17 protein-coding genes and 1 riboswitch are annotated in these 16549 nt (G+C 76.3%); of the genes, 7 read left to right on the top strand and 10 right to left on the bottom strand.

Features of this window, described 5'->3' with window-relative positions; all coding sequences use genetic code 11:
* Positions 1-2: 2 nt before the first annotated feature.
* From BM414_RS18715 to BM414_RS18745, 7 genes are all read right to left on the bottom strand, one after another.
* Positions 3-2996, bottom strand: coding sequence for an acetoacetate--CoA ligase (locus BM414_RS18715; RefSeq protein ID WP_093581799.1), 2994 nt, complete (start codon positions 2994-2996; stop codon positions 3-5).
* Positions 2993-3598, bottom strand: a complete 606-nt coding sequence (locus tag BM414_RS18720; RefSeq protein ID WP_175551683.1) for a 4'-phosphopantetheinyl transferase family protein — start codon at positions 3596-3598, stop codon at positions 2993-2995. Before BM414_RS18720 ends, BM414_RS18715 begins: the two co-directional genes overlap by 4 nt.
* Before the next feature lie 225 nt (positions 3599-3823).
* On the bottom strand, positions 3824-4411 hold the full coding sequence (locus BM414_RS18725) for a thiamine phosphate synthase (RefSeq protein ID WP_093581803.1): 588 nt from the start codon (positions 4409-4411) through the stop codon (positions 3824-3826).
* Positions 4408-5250, bottom strand: a complete 843-nt coding sequence (locus tag BM414_RS18730) for a thiazole synthase (protein WP_245784825.1) — start codon at positions 5248-5250, stop codon at positions 4408-4410. The genes BM414_RS18725 and BM414_RS18730 overlap by 4 nt, the downstream gene beginning before the upstream one ends.
* Before the next feature lies 1 nt (position 5251).
* Positions 5252-5464 (bottom strand): sulfur carrier protein ThiS, encoded by a 213-nt coding sequence (thiS, locus tag BM414_RS18735; RefSeq protein WP_093581805.1) that lies wholly within the window; start codon positions 5462-5464, stop codon positions 5252-5254.
* Positions 5455-6588, bottom strand: coding sequence for a glycine oxidase ThiO (gene thiO / locus BM414_RS18740; protein ID WP_093581807.1), 1134 nt, complete (start codon positions 6586-6588; stop codon positions 5455-5457). Before thiO ends, thiS begins: the two co-directional genes overlap by 10 nt.
* On the bottom strand, positions 6585-7922 hold the full coding sequence (locus BM414_RS18745; RefSeq protein ID WP_093581809.1) for a purine-cytosine permease family protein: 1338 nt from the start codon (positions 7920-7922) through the stop codon (positions 6585-6587). Before BM414_RS18745 ends, thiO begins: the two co-directional genes overlap by 4 nt.
* Before the next feature lie 177 nt (positions 7923-8099).
* On the opposite strand from BM414_RS18745, the gene BM414_RS18750 reads away from it, so the two are divergent.
* The 6 genes from BM414_RS18750 (at position 8100) to BM414_RS18775 (ending at position 12727) form a co-directional block, all read left to right on the top strand.
* Entirely contained in the window at positions 8100-8717 is a 618-nt protein-coding gene (locus tag BM414_RS18750) for a TenA family protein (RefSeq protein WP_093581811.1), read from the top strand.
* Entirely contained in the window at positions 8714-9364 is a 651-nt protein-coding gene (locus BM414_RS18755) for a TenA family protein (protein ID WP_093581813.1), read from the top strand. The genes BM414_RS18750 and BM414_RS18755 overlap by 4 nt, the downstream gene beginning before the upstream one ends.
* Positions 9357-9453: riboswitch (TPP riboswitch) on the top strand. Its footprint overlaps the gene before it by 8 nt.
* Complete coding sequence (thiM, locus tag BM414_RS18760; RefSeq protein ID WP_093581815.1) at positions 9446-10231, top strand: hydroxyethylthiazole kinase; 786 nt, start codon at positions 9446-9448, stop codon at positions 10229-10231. It overlaps the preceding riboswitch by 8 nt.
* A complete protein-coding gene (gene thiE / locus BM414_RS18765) occupies positions 10228-10863 on the top strand; it encodes a thiamine phosphate synthase (protein WP_093581817.1) in 636 nt (211 codons plus the stop codon). Before thiM ends, thiE begins: the two co-directional genes overlap by 4 nt.
* On the top strand, positions 10860-11675 hold the full coding sequence (gene thiD / locus BM414_RS18770; RefSeq protein ID WP_093581819.1) for a bifunctional hydroxymethylpyrimidine kinase/phosphomethylpyrimidine kinase: 816 nt from the start codon (positions 10860-10862) through the stop codon (positions 11673-11675). Before thiE ends, thiD begins: the two co-directional genes overlap by 4 nt.
* 44 nt (positions 11676-11719) lie before the next feature.
* Positions 11720-12727, top strand: a complete 1008-nt coding sequence (locus BM414_RS18775; protein WP_175551685.1) for a GNAT family N-acetyltransferase — start codon at positions 11720-11722, stop codon at positions 12725-12727.
* Between the two features lies 1 nt (position 12728).
* Here BM414_RS18775 and BM414_RS18780 read toward each other — a convergent pair whose 3' ends face one another.
* Entirely contained in the window at positions 12729-13340 is a 612-nt protein-coding gene (locus tag BM414_RS18780; protein ID WP_093581823.1) for a TetR/AcrR family transcriptional regulator, read from the bottom strand.
* A 53-nt stretch (positions 13341-13393) separates the two neighbouring features.
* Between BM414_RS18780 and BM414_RS18785 the strand changes: the two genes are divergently transcribed.
* The gene (locus BM414_RS18785) at positions 13394-14299 is read left to right on the top strand and encodes an alpha/beta fold hydrolase (RefSeq protein ID WP_217644808.1); all 906 of its coding nucleotides are present in this window, start codon (positions 13394-13396) and stop codon (positions 14297-14299) included.
* Between the two features lie 67 nt (positions 14300-14366).
* Here BM414_RS18785 and BM414_RS18790 read toward each other — a convergent pair whose 3' ends face one another.
* Together BM414_RS18790 and BM414_RS18795 are read right to left on the bottom strand one after the other, a co-directional pair.
* Positions 14367-15665, bottom strand: coding sequence for an Nramp family divalent metal transporter (locus tag BM414_RS18790; RefSeq protein WP_093581825.1), 1299 nt, complete (start codon positions 15663-15665; stop codon positions 14367-14369).
* Between the two features lie 164 nt (positions 15666-15829).
* Entirely contained in the window at positions 15830-16459 is a 630-nt protein-coding gene (locus BM414_RS18795; RefSeq protein WP_139245953.1) for a superoxide dismutase, read from the bottom strand.
* Between the last annotated feature and the right edge of the window lie 90 nt (positions 16460-16549).

Below are 16549 nucleotides of genomic sequence, written 5' to 3' on the forward strand. Positions count from 1 at the left end.
GGTCAGCGGACCGAGGCCGCCAGGGCCTCGGACACCCGCGCCGCCAGCTCGGGGGCGTGCCCGGCGGCGAGCAGGTCGTGGTGTGCTCCGGGGACGTCGACGACCGTGAGGTCCGGCGCGATGCGCCGCAGCGCGTACAGCTGGTTCATGATCACCGGGATCCGTCGGCGCGCCCTGAAGTAGCTGACCGGTCCGGCGTAGGGCCCCCACGCGTGCCGGTTGAACGCCTCCTCGCTGCGGCGCAGCACCTCCTCGTCCGGGCTCGACGGTGCCGCGGCGGGCAGCAGTCGCCGGAGCGGACCGGCGCGCAGGAAGTCCACCACCGTGTCCCCGGCCATGCCGGGCACCAGGCGGGCGGCCAGCGCAGCCAGGTGGTAGAGCCGCTGGGCGTTGCGGGACAACTGACCGGTCGGCGGCAGCAGGTCCAGCAGCCCGAGGAAGCCGACCTCGCGGCCGCGCGCCGTCAGGAGGCGGGCCATCTCGAGGGCGACGAGCCCGCCGAAGGAGTAGCCGGCCAGCCGCACGGGGCCGGTGGGCTGCAGCTCCTCCAGTCGCTCGGCGTGCCGTCGGGCGAGCTCGGCGACCGAGGCCTCCCCGACCGCGTCCGCGGTGCCCAGGTGGGCGGTCAGGCCGTACACCGGGGCGTCGGTGTCGAGAGCGTCGACCATCGACCGGTAGAGGTCGACGTCGCCCTGCGGTCCGTGGACCAGGACCAGGGGCGGGACGCCGGCCACGCCCTCCCGCAGCACCTCGACCGCCACGTCCCGTCCGCCTCCGACGGCCAGGACCGCGGCCAGTCCGCCGATGGTGGGCGCTGCGACGAGGTCGTCGACGCTCACGGGCCGGCGCAGCTCGCCCCGCAGTCTGCGCAGCAGTGTCATGGACTGGCGCGAGGTGCCGCCCGCGTCGAAGAAGTCGGCGTCCTCGGGCACCGGGGCCCCGAGCACCTCCGCGAAGACCCGGGCGACGACCGCCTGCACGTCGTCACCCCGGACGCCGTCCACGGACGACCCGTCCCCCGTGCCCGGGGTCGGCACCTGCGTGGCTGCCAGGGCCGCTGCGATGCCCTCCAGCGACCCCGGGTTCTTCAGCGCGGAGGCGTTGCGGACCGGCTCGCCGTCGAGCACCGCCCGCGCGGCGCTCTCCGACCGCTTGCCGTTGTGGGTGAGCGGGACCTCGTCGACGGCCAGGACCAGCGAGGGCACGTGCGCCGGAGAGCCCTCCCGCCGCAGCGTCGAGCGGATCCGCAGCGCCAGCGCGTCGTCCATGACGACGCCGGGCCGCAGGACGACGAGCAGCGCCAGCCGCGTGCTGCCCGGCGTGGCCGGGTCGCGGATCTCGACGGCCATGGCGTCGGCGACGCCGGGTACCGCGCGGACGATCGTGTAGATCTCCGACGGGCCGATGCGGATGCCGTTGACGTTGAGGACGCCGTCGGAGCGGCCGTGCAGCCGCGCGGACCCGTCCGTGTCGATCTCGATGCGGTCGCCGTGGGTCCACGCCCCGGGGTGCGCGGCGAAGTACGCCCGGTGGAACCGCTGCCCGTCCGGGTCGTCGAGGAAGCGGACGGGACGCGACGGGAACGGGTTGCGGCAGACGAGCTCGCCCACCTCGCCGAGCACCGGGGAGCCGTCCTCGCCGAGGGCCACGACGTCGAGACCGAGACTGAGCGACTGGGCGCGCCCGGGGCGGACCGGCAGCTCGGGGTGACCGAGGACGAAGCAGCCGATGACGTCGGTGCCGCCGGAGATCGACTGCAGCGGCACGTCCCCGACGGCGTCGGCGACCCAGGCGAACTGCCACTCGTGCAGCACCGCGCCGGTGGAGAGCACCGCCCGGAGCGCGGAGAGGTCGACGGCGTCACGCGGCCGGTAGCCGTCGTCCTGGCACAGCTGCAGGTAGGCCGGGCTGGTGCCGAAGACGGTGACCCCGTGCGCAGCGACCAGCTCCCAGAGGGTCTCCGGACCGCTGATCGGACCGTCGTAGACCACGACGTGCGCGCCGACGGCCAGGGCCGACAGCTGCCAGTTCCACATCATCCAGGCGGTGGTGGTGTGGAAGTACAGCGTGTCGCCCGGCCCCAGGTCCCCGTGCAGCCGGTGTTCCTTGACGTGCTCGAGCAGCGTGCCGCCGGCCCCGTGGACCATCGCCTTGGGCGGTCCGGTGGTACCGGAGGAGAACATGACGAACAGCGGGTGGTCGAAGGCCAGCCGGGGCCACTCGGGGCCCGGGTCGTCGGCGGGGACGGCGGCCACCAGGTCGGTCAGGCGGGCCACCGGCACGCCGTCGAACGCGGGCAGCGGGCCGTCGTCGAGGACCAGCACCCGCCGGACCGTGGGCAGGCCCGCCACCACGGTGGCGAGGACCTCGTCGGGGCCGGCCCCGTCCTGGCCCAGGCCGGCGCGGTCGACGAGCGCGGTCCCGGCCCCCACCTGGCCGAAGCGGCCGAGCAGGGTGGTGGGGCCCATGTCCGGCGTGGCCGTCGAGATCGTGGCGCCGAGCGCGGCGGCCGCGAGCGCCGCCACCGCTGCTCCGGCCGAGTTGGGTGCGATCGCCAGCACGGTCTCGCCCGGGCCGGTGCCGAGGTCGGCGAGCGCACGGGAGGTCCGCCGGACGGCCGTGCGCAGCTCGCCCCGGGTGAGGCGCTCCAGCGACCCGTCCGCGTGCACCGACGTGATCGCGGGTGCGTCGTCGCCGGCACCTGGCACGGCGCGCAGCAGGTTCTCGGTGTAGTTGAGCCGCACCTGCGGGAAGAACCGTGCTTCCTCGACGTCGTCCCCGGTGCGGACCGGTTCGGCCGATCCCTCCCGGACCAGGCCCGACCAGGTGAGCAGGGTGCGCCAGAAGTCGTCCGGGGAGCGGACCGACCAGTCGTGCAGCGCCGGAGCCGTGGGCAGCTCCCGGCCGGCGACGGCCTCGGCGCGGGCACGGAAGTCCGCGATCTGCGGCGGCCGGCCGGAGGGCACCGGCTGCCGAGCGGGGGCCAGCACGCTCATCGGGACCCTCCGGGTGTCAGGGGGGCGACGTCGAGGTCGCCGGCGTCCAGCGGCGCATCGCAGGCGAGGCTGGCCACGTACCCCCCGGGTACGGCGACGGGTGCGAGCCACCACGGTCCTGCCCTCCCGGTGTCGGCCACCGGGGTCACCACGTCGGCAGGAGGACGGCGGACGCCGGTCCCCCGGGCCTTGAGGACCGCCTCCTTCTGCGTCCAGCACCGCGTGACGGCGCGCAGCCGGTCGGGCCCCGGCGGCAGGACGGCGAGCCGCGCCCGCTCCGCCGGGCCGAGCCAGCCCTCGGCGGCGGCGTCGGCGGCCTCCTCGTCGCGGTGGCGCTGCACGTCGACGCCCACGGTGGCGCCGGTGGCGACCGCGACGAGGGCCACGCCCTCGCTCGCCGAGCAGGAGAGTCCGAGGCCGGAGCCGGGGAGGACCGGGCGGCCGTCGACGGTCACCAGCGGAACGTCGTTCGGAGCGACGTCCAGCAGGCAGCCGAGGACGCGACGCAGGCCCGAGCGGACCAGCAGCCGCCGGCGGCGGACGGGAGCGACCCCGCGGTCGGCCCGGGCTCGTTCACCCTCCGCGAGATCGGCGGCCGCCATCGCCAGGTCCCATCCTGGATGCGTCAGGTCGAGGGCACGCAGAGTGATCACCGGCGTCGACGCAGGGTGCGCGACCAGCCGTTCCGACGTCCGCCTCGACATGTCTCCCCGCGCGCCCCGCGGGGGACCCCCGCACCGGGTGCCAAACGGTAGACCCGGCGCCGGCTCCTGCCCAGACCCTCGGGCACGGGGAACACCTCGTCCTGCCCGGCCGGGCCGGCGCACTCAGCCGGAGGAGGCGGCGGCCAGCGCGGCGCAGTAGTCCGCGACGACGGCGGGGGCGCGCATCGCCGGCCCCATGACGGCGATCCCGTGCGCCCCGGCGGCGAGGCAGTCGGCCACGTCGCCGGGACGCACGCCGCCGAGCGCGAGTACCGGCGGAGCGCCCCGCACCAGCGCCGCCAGCCCGGCCGGGCCGAGCGCCGGGCCGTAGCCGGGCTTGGAGGCCGTGGGCGCGTACGGTGACAAACTCCCCCAGTCGCAGCCCTCGGCCGCCGCCCGCGCCACCTCGTCCGCCGAGTGGCAGGAGCGGCCCAGCAGCGGTGGCCGGACCGCGGGGAACGGGTCGGCGGCCGACAGGTGCACCGGCAGGCCGTCCGGGGCGCCCGCGGCACCGCCCCACACGAGCAGCCCGCCGACCGGGTCGAGCACGGCCCGCAGGTCGCGCGCCAGCGCGGTCCGGTCGGCGGTGGGCAGGTCCTTGTCGCGCAGCAGCACCGCCCGCGCGCCGGCCGCCACGGCGTCGGCCACCACCTCCGGCAGCGGGTGGGACGCCTGCGTCCGGTCGGTGACGACCAGCAGCCGCGGGATCACAACGCCGGCAGCCCCTCGAAGGACGTCGAGGCCTCGGCGTGCCAGCGGCGCGGGATCCGCCCGGCCAGCTTCGCCAGCCGCCCGCCCTCGACCGCCTGGCGCATGGCCAGCGCCATCCGCTCGGGGTCGCGGGCGCGGGTGACCGCGGAGGCGAGCAGGACGGCGTCGCAGCCCAGCTCCATCGCCAGTGCGGCGTCCGAGGCGGTGCCGATGCCGGCGTCGAGGACCACCGGGACCTCGACGGCCTCCCGCAGCAGCGCGACGTTGTGCGGGTTCCGGATGCCCAGCCCGCTGCCGATCGGCGATCCCAGCGGCATGACCGCGGCGCAGCCGGCGTCGGCCAGGCGGCGGCCCAGCACCGGGTCGTCGGTCGTGTAGGCGAGCACGGTGAAGCCCTCGGCCACCAGCTGCTCGGCGGCGTCGAGCAGCTCGACGACGTCGGGCAGCAGCGTGCGGTCGTCGCCGATGACCTCGAGCTTGACCCAGTCGGTGCCGAACGCCTCCCGGCCCAGCCGCGCGGTGCGCACCGCCTCGCGCGCGGTCATGCACCCGGCGGTGTTGGGCAGCAGCCGGACGCCGGCGCGGTCGAGCACCTGCATCATCGAGCCGGTCGCTGATGCCTCCACCCGCCGCAGCGCGACGGTGACGAGCTGGGTGCCCGAGGCGCGCACCGCGGCCTCCAGCGACTCCAGGCTCGGCACGCCGCCGGTGCCCAGCAGCAGCCGCGAGGTGAACGTCTCGCCGCCGAGCACGAACGGGTCGCCGGCCTCCTCGCGCGCCAGCGCCGGGGCGAGGTCCTGGGTGTCGAGGTCCTGGGTGTCGAGGTCCTGGGTGGTCATCTCAGCCTCCTGCCGTCGGGGCGAGCACCTCGACGGCGTCGCCGGGGGCCAGCCGGGTCGCCGCCCAGCTGCTGCGGGGGACGACGTCGCCGTTGCGGGCCACGGCCACGCGGTCGTGCCCGGCGGCGGTCCTGGCCAGCGTGGCGGCGACCAGGTCGGCCACGGTGGCGTCGTCGTCCAGCTCGGCCGGGGCGCCGTTGACGGTCAGCTCCACTGCGTCCTCCCCATGGGCTCGCTCTCGAAGCGGTCGGCGCCGAACGGGACGGCGACCTCCGGCAGCGTCCCGCCGGCCAGCAGCTCGGCGGTGGCCTCCGCGGTCACCGGGGTGAGCAGCACGCCGTTGCGGTGGTGGCCGGTGGCCAGCACCAGCCCGGGCAGCGACGAGGGGCCGAGCAGCGGCGCGTTGTCCGGCGTGCCCGGCCGCCAGCGGGCCAGCGTCTCGGTCAGCTCCAGCTCGGAGACCTCCGGGACGACGTCGATCGCGTCGTGCAGCAGGTCGTGCACGCCGCCGGCGGTGACCCGCGGGTCGAACCCGCGGTCCTCGCTGGTGGCGCCCACGACCAGCCGGTCGCCGTGGGGGACCAGGTAGACGTGCCGGCCGCGGACCAGCGCCCGCACGGTGCCCTCGAGCAGCCCCGCCGCTCCGGCCAGCCGCAGGATCTGGCCCTTGACCGGGCGCACCGGCAGCGGCGGGACGCCGGGCAGTCCTCCGCTGCGCGCGCCGAGCGCGAGCACCGTGGCGTCCGCGGCGACGACGTCGCCGGAGGCCAGCCGCAGCCCGCCCGCACCGCCGCCGTCGGCCACGACCTCCACCACCCGGTCGCCCACCAGCACGACGCCGGCGGCCTGTGCGGCGGCCAGGAGCGCGGCGTGCACCGCCCGGCCGTCCACCGAGTGGTCGCCCTCGACCAGCAGCCCGCCGCGCACCCGGGTGGACAGCGCGGGCTCCCGGCGGCGGGCCTCGCGCGGGGTCAGCCGGTGCGCGGCCAGGCCCAGCTCCCGCTGGAAGGCGTGCAGCGCGCCGAGCTCGCGGACGTCGTCCTCGTCGAACCCGGCCACCAGCGTGCCCACGGTGCGCAGCCCGACGGGCGTCCCGGCGGCGGCCTCGAGCTCGGCGGCGAAGGCTGGCCAGCGGGCGAGGGAGTCCAGGCCCAGGCGCAGCAGCGGCTCCTCGCGGTAACCGGCCTCGGTGACCGGGGCGAGCATCCCGGCCGCGGCGGCCGAGGCGCCGGTGCCGGGGGCGTCGTCGACGACGGTCACCGACAGTCCGCGGCGGGCGGCCCGCCAGGCCACGGCCAGCCCGATCAGGCCGCCGCCGGCGACCGCGACGTCGGTCACCGCCGCCGGCCCGCCAGCGCCACCGGCAGCGTGAGCACGACGGCCACGGCCAGCCCGACCAGCGACGCCGACCAGCCGTTGGCCGGGTCGATGCCGAGGTCGGCCTGCCGCGCGCTCCACCACGCCGTCCAGCCCGCGCCCGGCCCTGGGAAGTACGTGGGCAGGGTGAGCTGGTAGGCGACGAACCCGGCGAGCCAGGGCAGCAGGTACAGCGGCCGCGCCGGGGCGGTCCCGGAGGTGTCCCAGTGCCCGCGCGGGGTGAGCCGGTAGGCCACGAGCAGCACGCCGGCCAGCGGCACGAACACCGCGCCGATGAGGAAGAGGAACGGCTCGTAGGCGGCGACGTCGAAGGTCAGCGCGAGCAGCGTCGCGACCGCGCCGACGACGACGGCGAGCACCCGCCGGTCCAGCCGCGCGACGACGTTCTGCGCCGACACCGCTGTCGAGTAGAGGTTGGCGAACGCCTCGTCGAGCTCGACGGTCACCAGCACGAGGACCGCCACGGCGCCCAGCGGGACGGCCAGCAGCGCGTCGATGACGTCGAGGCCCGCGCTGCCGTAGGCGGCCAGCGCCAGCACGCCGAGGGTGAACATGACGACGGTGGCCGCGCCGTAGCCGACTGCCGAGCCGACCCCCGCGGCCCGCGCGCTGCGGGCGTGGCGGGTGTAGTCGGCGGCCAGCGGCAGCCAGGAGACCGGCAGCGCGATGACGATGTCGGCGGCGGTCCAGAACGACGTCGCCCCGCCGCCCTCGATCGGCGGCAGCGGCTCGGCCAGGACCTGCACGAACAGGTAGGCGACGGCGGCCAGCGCGGCCCACACCGCGTAACGGGCCAGCACCCGGACGACGCCGAGGGGCCGCAGTGCCATGAGCGTGGCCAGCGCGCCCGCGGCGACGACGAAGGGCCAGCGCGGCGCGTCGAGCACCCGTGCGGCAGCCTCGGCGATGACGACGATCTCGAACGTCGCCCAGCCGATGCACTGGACGAGGTTGAAGGCCGTGGGCAGCCAGGAGGTGCGGCGGCCGAGCAGGCCGCGCAGCAGCACCATCCCCGGCACGCTCTCGCGCGCGCCGGCCGCGGCGACCGCGCCCAGCAGCACCGCCCCGATCGCCGCGCCGACGACGACGGCGGCGAGCGTGACCACCAGCGGCCGCCCCGGCAGGACGACGAAGACCGCTGCCACGGGCAGCAGCACGCTGATGCCGAGGTTGGCCCACAGTCCGAGGGACTCGCCCAGGCCCATCGTGCGCGGCGGCGCCTGGTCGAGGGTCAGGGGAGCGTCGGCTCCCGGGGTGCGGACGGCTGCGGTGCGGACACGGTCCGACGTGCTCATGGCTGCTCCCTACGCCGGCATTACCCGGTCAGGTTCCAGCGGTCGGCGGCGCGCGCAGCCGCCCTCTCAGCCCGGTTGCCCCGAGCTCCCGCACATGGCGCCGCCACCATACGTCGGCTCCGAGGGGTCGGCCGAGCCGGGCGCGGCTCCCGCTCGCACGCCGTAACGTGCTCGGCCGTGCCGGTCGCCGACCTGCTCGCCCGCCACGCCGACGCGTGGCGGCGGGCCACCCGCCATCCGTTCATCGACGCCGTCCGCGACGGCACGCTGCCGCCCGCCGCGTTCGACACCTGGCTGGTGCAGGACGCGCACTTCGTCGCCGACCTGCTGCGCTTCCAGGCGCGGCTGCTGGCCCGCGCGCCCCGTCCGGCGCAGGCGGTGCTGGCCGGCGGGTGCGTGGCGCTGGTCGGGGAGCTGGACTGGTTCGCGCGGATCGCCGACGCCCGGGGCCTGGACCTCGACGCGCCGCAGCTGCCGGTGACCATCGCCTACGGGGACCTGCTGTACCGGCTCGACGCCGCGGACGTCGGCACCGCCCTCACTGCGCTGTGGACCGTCGAGCGGACCTACCTCGACGCCTGGTCGGCCGCGCTCCCCGGCGCCGGGCCGTACCGCGCGTTCGTCGAGCACTGGACCGCGCCCGGCTTCGCGTCCTACGTCGCCGGACTGGAGACGGCGGCCGACCACGCCGCGGTCGACCAGGCGGCCCCCGGCGACGACGCCGTCTTCCTCGAGGTGGTGGCCGCCGAGACGGCGTTCTGGGGGATGGCACTCGACGACGGGGCCCTGTCGTGACCCTCTCCGCCGGGCTGTGGGTCGGCAGCGCCGACCTGGCGTCGGCCGCGCTCGCCTCCCCGTTCGTCACCGGGATCGCCGACGGCACGCTGCCGCACGAGCGGTTCGCCGGCTACGTCGCCCAGGACGCGTTCTTCCTCGAGGCGTTCGCCCGCGCCTACGCCCTCGGCGTCGCGCACAGCCGCGACCGCTCGACGCTCGAGGCCTTCGCCGACCTGCTGGCCGGCGTCCGCGAGGAGTTGCGGCTGCACGACGGCTACGCCGCCCGGTGGGGGATCGACCTGGCCGCGGTGTCCCCGGCGCCGGCGACGCTCGCCTACACCGAGTTCCTGCTGGCCACGGCCGCGCTGGGCGACGTCGGCGAGGTGGCTGCCGCGATGACGCCGTGCATGCGGCTCTACGCGCACCTCGGGCAGGCGCTGGTCCTCCGTGCGACCGGGCCGTACCGCGAGTGGGTGGACACCTACGCCGACCCCGGGTTCGAGGAGCTGGCCGCCACCCTCGAGGCGCTGCTCGACCGGGTCGCCGCCGACACCCCTGGCGTGCGGCGGGCGTACCGCCGGGCGATGGGGCTGGAACTCGGCTTCTTCACCGCGGCCGGGGAGTCCACGGCCTGGGAGGCCGGGGGTAGCGTCGGCAGGCAGTGACCCGGGGTGTCCGCCGTCCGGCGGGCTGAGAACACACCCGTCGAACCTGTCCAGGTCATGCTGGCGAAGGGACGTCACGGCGTGGATGCCGCTGCACTGACTGCTGCCCGTTCGGCGCTGAGCAGCGCCGCACCGCTCGTGCACTGCCTGACCAACACCGTCGTCCAGACGCTCACCGCCAACGCGCTGCTCGCCGTCGGCGCGGCGCCGGCGATGGTCGACGAGCCGCGCGAGGCCGAGGGCTTCGCGGCCGTGGCCTCGGCGGTGCTGGTCAACGTGGGCACCGTCAACCAGCGGACGGCCGAGGCCATGCGGCTGGCTGCCCGGTCCGCTGCGGGCGCGGGGACGCCGTGGGTGCTCGACCCGGTCGCCGTCGGCGGGCTGGCGTTCCGCACGGACCTGGCCGCCGAGCTGCTCGACTCGCGTCCGGCGGTCGTCCGCGGCAACGCCAGCGAGGTCATGGCGCTGGCCGGTGCGGGCTCGGGCGGGCGCGGGGTCGACTCCACGGCATCGGCCGACGAGGCGCTCGAGGCCGCCGTCGCTCTGGCCGGGCGCACCGGGGGAGTGGTCGCGGTGAGCGGCGAGGTCGACGTCGTCACCGACGGGTCGCGCACCGTGCGGGTCGGCGGCGGCTCGGTGCTGCTCACCCGCACCACCGGCGCCGGCTGCGCGCTCGGTGCGCTGGTCGCCGCTTACGTCGCGGCCACCGGCGACCCGCTGACCGGCGCGGTCGCCGCGCACGCGCACGTGGCGCTGGCCGCCGAGGCCGCGGCCGCCGTGGCCGCCGGTCCGGGCACCTTCGCCCCGCTGTGGCTCGACGCCCTCGACGCCGTGACCGACTTGTCCGCCGCGCAGGTGACCGCGTGAGGCCGCCGTTCGACCCGGCCCTGTACCTGGTCACCGACACCGCGCTGGCCGGGCCGCGCGGCGTACCCGAGGTCGTCCGCGCGGCGGTGGCCGGCGGGGTGACCGCGGTGCAGGTGCGGGACAAGACGGCGTCGCGGCGGGAGCTGTACGCGCTCACGCTCGCCGTCAAGGAGGTCCTGGCCGGCACCGGGGTGGTGCTGTTCGTCAACGACGCCGTCGACGTCGCCCTCCTGGCCGACGCCGACGGCGTGCACGTCGGGCAGGACGACCTGCCGGCCGCCGACGTGCGCACGCTCGTCGGCCCCGACCGGCTGCTCGGCCTGTCCGCCGGGTCCGACGACGAGCTGGCCGTCGCGCTGGCGCTGCCGCCGGGCACGGTCGACGTCGTGGGCATCGGGCCGGTGTGGTCGACGCCCACCAAGCCCGACGCCGGCACCGGCCTCGGGCCCGGGGGCGTGGCCGCGCTGGCGGCGAAGGCGGCGGCCGGCGGGCTGCAGTCGGTGGCCATCGGCGGCATCGACGTGGAGCGGGCGCCGCTGGTCACCGGGGTCGACGGCATCTGCGTCGTCTCGGCCATCTGCGCCGCGCCCGACCCGGCCGCCGCGGCGCGCGCCCTGCGGAGCGCCCGGTGACCCCCGTCGCGCTGACCGTCGCGGGCAGCGACCCCAGCGGCGGCGCCGGCATCCAGGCCGACCTCAAGACCTTCGGCGCGCTCGGCGCCTACGGCACCGCCGTCCTCACCGCCCTCACCGCGCAGAACACCCGCGGCGTCACCGGCGTGCACCCGGTGCCCGCGGCGTTCGTCGGCGAGCAGATCCGCACGCTGCTCGACGACGTGACCGTGCACGCGGCCAAGACCGGCATGCTCGGCACCGCCGACGTCGTCCGCGAGGTCGCCGCGTGCCTCGCCGGCCGCGCCGCCGGGCCGGTCGTGTGCGACCCCGTCATGGTCGCCACCAGCGGCGACCGGCTGGTCGGCGACGACGCGGTCCTCGCCGTCCGCACCGAGCTGCTGCCGGTGGTCGAGCTGGTCACCCCGAACGTGCCCGAGGCGGCCGCGCTGCTCGGCGTCGCGCCTGCGACCTCCGTCGACGAGCTGGCCGCGCAGGCCGAGGCGCTGCTCGAGCTCGGGCCCGGTGCCGTGCTGGCCAAGGGCGGGCACCTCGGCGGGCCGGAGAGCGTCGACGTCCTGGCCACCGCCGACGGCGTGGTCGTCACCCGCCGGCCGCGGGTGGACACCACCGCCACGCACGGCACCGGCTGCACGCTGTCCTCGGCGATCGCGGCGCTGGTGGCCCGCGGGGTCGGCGGCCCGGGCCGGTGGGAGCCGGCGGTCGAGCAGGCACGCGACTACCTGCAGCGGGCGCTGCAGGCCGGTGCGTCGCTGGGCATCGGCTCCGGACACGGACCGGTGCACCACTTCGCCGGGATCTGGCCCGCCTGAGCTCCCGGCCGGAACCCGGTTGCACCGGAGGACAGGATCTCCGCGTGCAGATCGTGGAGACCGGCCCGGACGACGAGCGGTTCGCCGCCTGGTGCGAGGTGTGGGCGGCGACCCAGCTCGCCGACCACCCCGACGAGGCGCCGCGGCCGGCGAGCGACCACGTCGCGCTGGGACGGCGGCTCACCACCCCGGGCGGTGCGGTGCAGGGCACCCACCGGGCCGGGATCGCCGGCGGCACCGTCGTCGGCGCCCTGCGCCTGTTGCTGCCGGTGCGGGACAACACCGCCGTCGCGTACCTCGACGTGGCCGTGCACCCCGCCCACCGCCGCCGCGGCGTCGGCACCGCGTTGCTGGCGGAGGGGGTGCGGCTGGCCCGGGCGGCCGGACGCTCGTCGCTGGTGGCCGAGGTCGACGAGCCCGGAGCGGGCGTGGCCGGCAGCGCCTTCGCCCGGCACCACGGGTGGGCCTGCGACCTGCGGGAGACCCGCCGCGACCTGCTGCTCCCCGTGGACGAGGAGCGGCTGTCGGTCCTGGAGTCCGAGGCGGTCGCCGCCAGCGCGGGCTACGAGGTGCTCACCTGGAGGGACCGGACACCGGACGCGCTGCTCGAGGACCGGGCACTGCTCAGCCGCCGGATGTCGACCGACACCCCGAACGGGGACGTGCCGGTCGGCGAGGAGGACTGGGACGCCGCACGGGTCCGCGAGCAGGAGACCGTCGCGCTAGACCGCGGCCGCACCGTGCTGTCGGCCGGTGCGCTGCACGACGGCCGGCTGGTCGCGTTCACCGACCTGCACGTCCCGCTGGCGCAGCCCGAGCGCGCCGACCAGAGCGGCACGCTGGTGCTGCCCGAGCACCGGGGGCACCGCCTCGGCGCCCGCGTCAAGATCGCGGTCCTGCGCGAGCTCGCCGCGGACGTGCCGCAGGTCCGGCGGATCAGCACCTACAACTCCGACACCAACCGGCCGATGGTCGCGGTCAACGAGGCGCTCGGCTTCCGCCGCGCGGGTGGGCTGTCCACCTGGTCGACCCGGCTCCGGCCGGGCACCTGAGCTACCCGCGGGTCGCCGCGCCGAACAGCCGGTCCAGGCGGTAGCGGACCACACGCAGGGCGTCGTCGACGTCGCGCTGCCGGCCCAGCACGCTGCTGACCAGGCCGTTGGTCAGCGCCAGCAAGCTGACCACCTCGATCCGCGGGTCGACGCCGGCGGGCACGTCGCCGGTCTCGACGGCCGTCGCGAGCACCCCGGTGAGCCAGCGCTCCAGCGCGTCGGGGGCGTAGCGGCCGTCCACCGCCTCGGCGGGGTCGGTCAGGCCGGCGGCGTAGTAGGCGGTCCAGGCCAGCTGGTCGGCCCGGCTGTCGTCGTCGGTGGGCAGGATCGCGCCGAGGACGACGTCGAACACCGTCCGCGGCGGGAGCCCGGTGCCGATCGCGGCCGCGCGCTCGCGCACCCGCCGGTCCAGCCGGGCAGCGAGCTCGGTGATGCCGGAGAGCATCAGCGTCCTCTTGTCGGTGAAGTAGTACTGCACCACCCGCAGCGAGACGCCGGCCTCCGCGGCCACCTCGCGCATCGAGACCGCCTGCAGGCCACGGGTGCTGGCGATGCGCAGCAGGGCGGCGGTGAGGTGCCGGCGCCGCTCGTCGTGGTCGACCCTGCGCGGCATCGGCACCTCCTTCGTGGTACGACTGTATCCCCACCAACTCCCCGGAGGCAGCCGTGACCATCCTGACCGCACGTTCCGGGGACCTCGACATCGCCTACGAGGTGCTCGGCGACCCCGGCGGCGAGCCGCTGCTGCTGGTCATGGGCCTCGGCGCGCAGATGGTGGGCTGGCCCGACGGGTTCTGCGCCGAGCTGACCGCGCGCGGCTTCCGCGTCGTGCGCTTCGACAACCGCGACGTCGGGCTGTCCACCCACCTCGACGGGCCGGTGCCGAAGCGGCCGTGGTCGCGGGTGCCGGCGGCCTACACGCTGGCCGACATGGCCGGCGACGCGCTGGCGGTGATGGACGCCGTCGGCTGGCCGGCCGCGCACGTCGTCGGCGCCTCGCTCGGCGGGATGATCGCCCAGCAACTCGCCGTCTCCGCGCCGGAGCGGGTGCTGTCGCTGACGTCGGTCATGTCGACGCCGTCGCCGCGCATCGGCCGGATGCGCCCGCGGACGGTGCTGACGCTGGTGCGCAGGGCCCGGCGGCTCTCGAGGGATCGTGGCCCCGCGACGACGCCCGAGGCGATGGCGGACTTCATGGTGGCCATGCAGGAGGTCACCGGCTCACCCGGCTACCCGGCCCGGCGGGAGGACCACCTGGAGATGCTGCGGGTGGCCATGGCCCGCGACCACTCGGGGCTGACCGGGCCGGGGGCCAAGCGGCAGAACGCCGCCGAGCGGATCGCGCCGGACCTGCGCCCGGCGCTCGCCGGGGTGCGGGTGCCGACGCTGGTGGTGCACGGCGACAGCGACGTGGTGATCCGGCCCGAGGGCGGGAGGGCGACCGCGGACGCGATCCCCGGGGCCCGCCTCGTCGTCCACCCGGGGATGGGCCACGAGCTGCCGCGGGCGCTGTGGCCGCGCCTGGCCGACGACGTCCGGGCCGTCGCCGACGAGGCCGCTCGCCGCTGGTGACCTGATCCGGTGGCCTCCCTGCAGGGCCCGCCGCGAGCCTGCGAGCGGTGGGGTGCAGGGAGGTCCTTCATCCGGCGACGAAGCCGATCAGCAGGTGGGCGTTGAGGCCGATGATCAGCGCCGCCACCACGCAGCCGACGGCGGTGGTGACCCCCCGGTTGGTCCAGCCGCCCATGAGGTCGCGGCTGCTGGTCAGCCACAGCAGCGGCACCAGCGCGAACGGGATGCCGAAGGACAGCACCACCTGCGACCACACCAGCGCCGTCGTCGGGTCGCCGCCGAGGACGAGCACCGCCAGCGCCGGCGTCAGGGTGATCAGCCGGCGGGTGAGGACGGGGATGTGCCGCTTGAGGAAGCCGGCCATCACGACCTGACCGGCGTGCGTGCCGACCGAGGAGGACGCGAACCCGGAGGCCAGCAGCGCCAGGGCGAAGGCGATCGCCGCGCCGGTGCCCAGCTGGTCGCCGAGGCCGGCGTGCACGCCCTCGAGCGTGGTGGCCTGGTCGCCGGAGCCGGTGAACAGCTGCGCGGCGACGACCAGCATCGCGGCGTTGACCAGCCCGGCCAGGCCCATGGCCAGCAGGACGTCGATGCGCTGGGCCCGCAGCAGCCGGCTGCGTCCCTGGTGCGTGCGGCCGGCGGTGACGACGTCGCCGTAGCGGCCGGGCGTGAGCGCGGAGTGCACGTAGATCACGTGCGGCATCACCGTGGCGCCGAGGATGCCGGTGGCCAGCACCAGGCTCTCCGGGCCGTCGAAGGACGGGACCATGCCGCCGGCGACCCCGCCGAGGTCGACCCCCGCGCCGATGAGCGTGTAGCCGAAGCCCAGCCCGATCACCAGCAGCAGCCCGGTGATGACCCGCTCGAAGGGCCGGTGCCCGCGCGACTGCGCCCCCAGCAGCACGAACGCGACGACGGCGGTGATGAGCCCCCCGATGGGCAGCGGCACCCCGAACAGCAGGTTCAGCGCCACGGCCCCGCCGACGATCTCGGCGAGGTCGGTGGCGATGGCGACCGCCTCGGCCTGCACCCACAGCCCCCAGGTGACCGGCCTGGGCAGCCGCTCACGGCACAGCGTGGCGAGGTCGCGGCCGGTCGCGAGGCCGAGCTTGGCCGTCAGCGACTGGATGAGCATCGCCATGAGGTTCGCCGCGACGATCACCCACAGCAGCGTGTAGCCGAACGAGGCGCCGCCGGAGAAGTTGGTGGCGAAGTTGCCGGGGTCGACGTAGGCGACGGCGGCGACGAAGGCCGGGCCGAGCATGGGCCAGATCCGCCGGCGGCCCGTGGGCGCCGGCGCCGGGGTCTTGGGGGTGCCGACCAGCGTCGTCGGCAGGACGGCGGCCTCGGTCTTCGACAGGTACACGGGGGCCTCACAGGGCTGCTCAGCAGGGGACGGGAGTGGGGGCTCGTCCCTGGTCTGCCCGTCGGGGGTGTCACGGTCGGGCCAGGACGTGGCCCGCGCGGGCCGAGGTGAGCCTTGCCTGGGCCGTCCCGGGGCCGCGGGGGTGCCGCGGCCCCGGGACCGGCTCAGGCCGCCGGGACGACGAGCCCGGAGGTGGCGGTGCCGGCGGTGGTGAACCGGCGGGTGACGTCGGCCCAGTTGACGACGTTCCACCAGGCCTTCACGTAGTCGGCCTTCACGTTCTGGTACTGCAGGTAGAAGGCGTGCTCCCACATGTCCAGCATCAGCAGCGGGACCTGGCCGACGGCGAGGTTCCCCTGGTGGTCGTAGAGCTGGAAGATCAGCAGCTTCTGGCCCACGGAGTCCCAGGCGAGGATCGCCCAGCCCGACCCCTGCACCCCGTTGGCGACGGCGTTGAAGTGCGCCTGGAACGCCTCGAAGGACCCGAACTGGTCGGTGATCGCGGCGGCGAGCTCGCCGTCGGGCCGGTCGCCGCCGTCGGGGCTCATGTTCGGCCAGAACACCGAGTGGTTGACGTGCCCGGCGAGGTTGAACGCCAGGTTCTTCTCGTGCAGGTTGGCCGTGCCCAGCCCGTCGTTCTCGCGCGCCTCGGCGAGCTTCTCCAGCGCGGTGTTCGCCCCGGTCACGTAGGTCTGGTGGTGCTTGTCGTGGTGCAGCTCCATGATGCGGCCGGAGATGTGCGGCTCCAGTGCCCCGTAGTCGTAGGGCAGGTCCGGGAGCACGTACTCGGGCATGGGGTCTCCTCCGTCTGGCTGGGTGGACGCTCCTCGTCCTGCCCGGTGGGGATGACACGTCGGGGCCGACCCGTGGCCCGCGCGGGCCAG

Source organism: Geodermatophilus amargosae (assembly GCF_900116515.1).
In the GTDB taxonomy this organism is placed as follows: Bacteria; Actinomycetota; Actinomycetes; order Mycobacteriales; family Geodermatophilaceae; genus Geodermatophilus; species Geodermatophilus amargosae.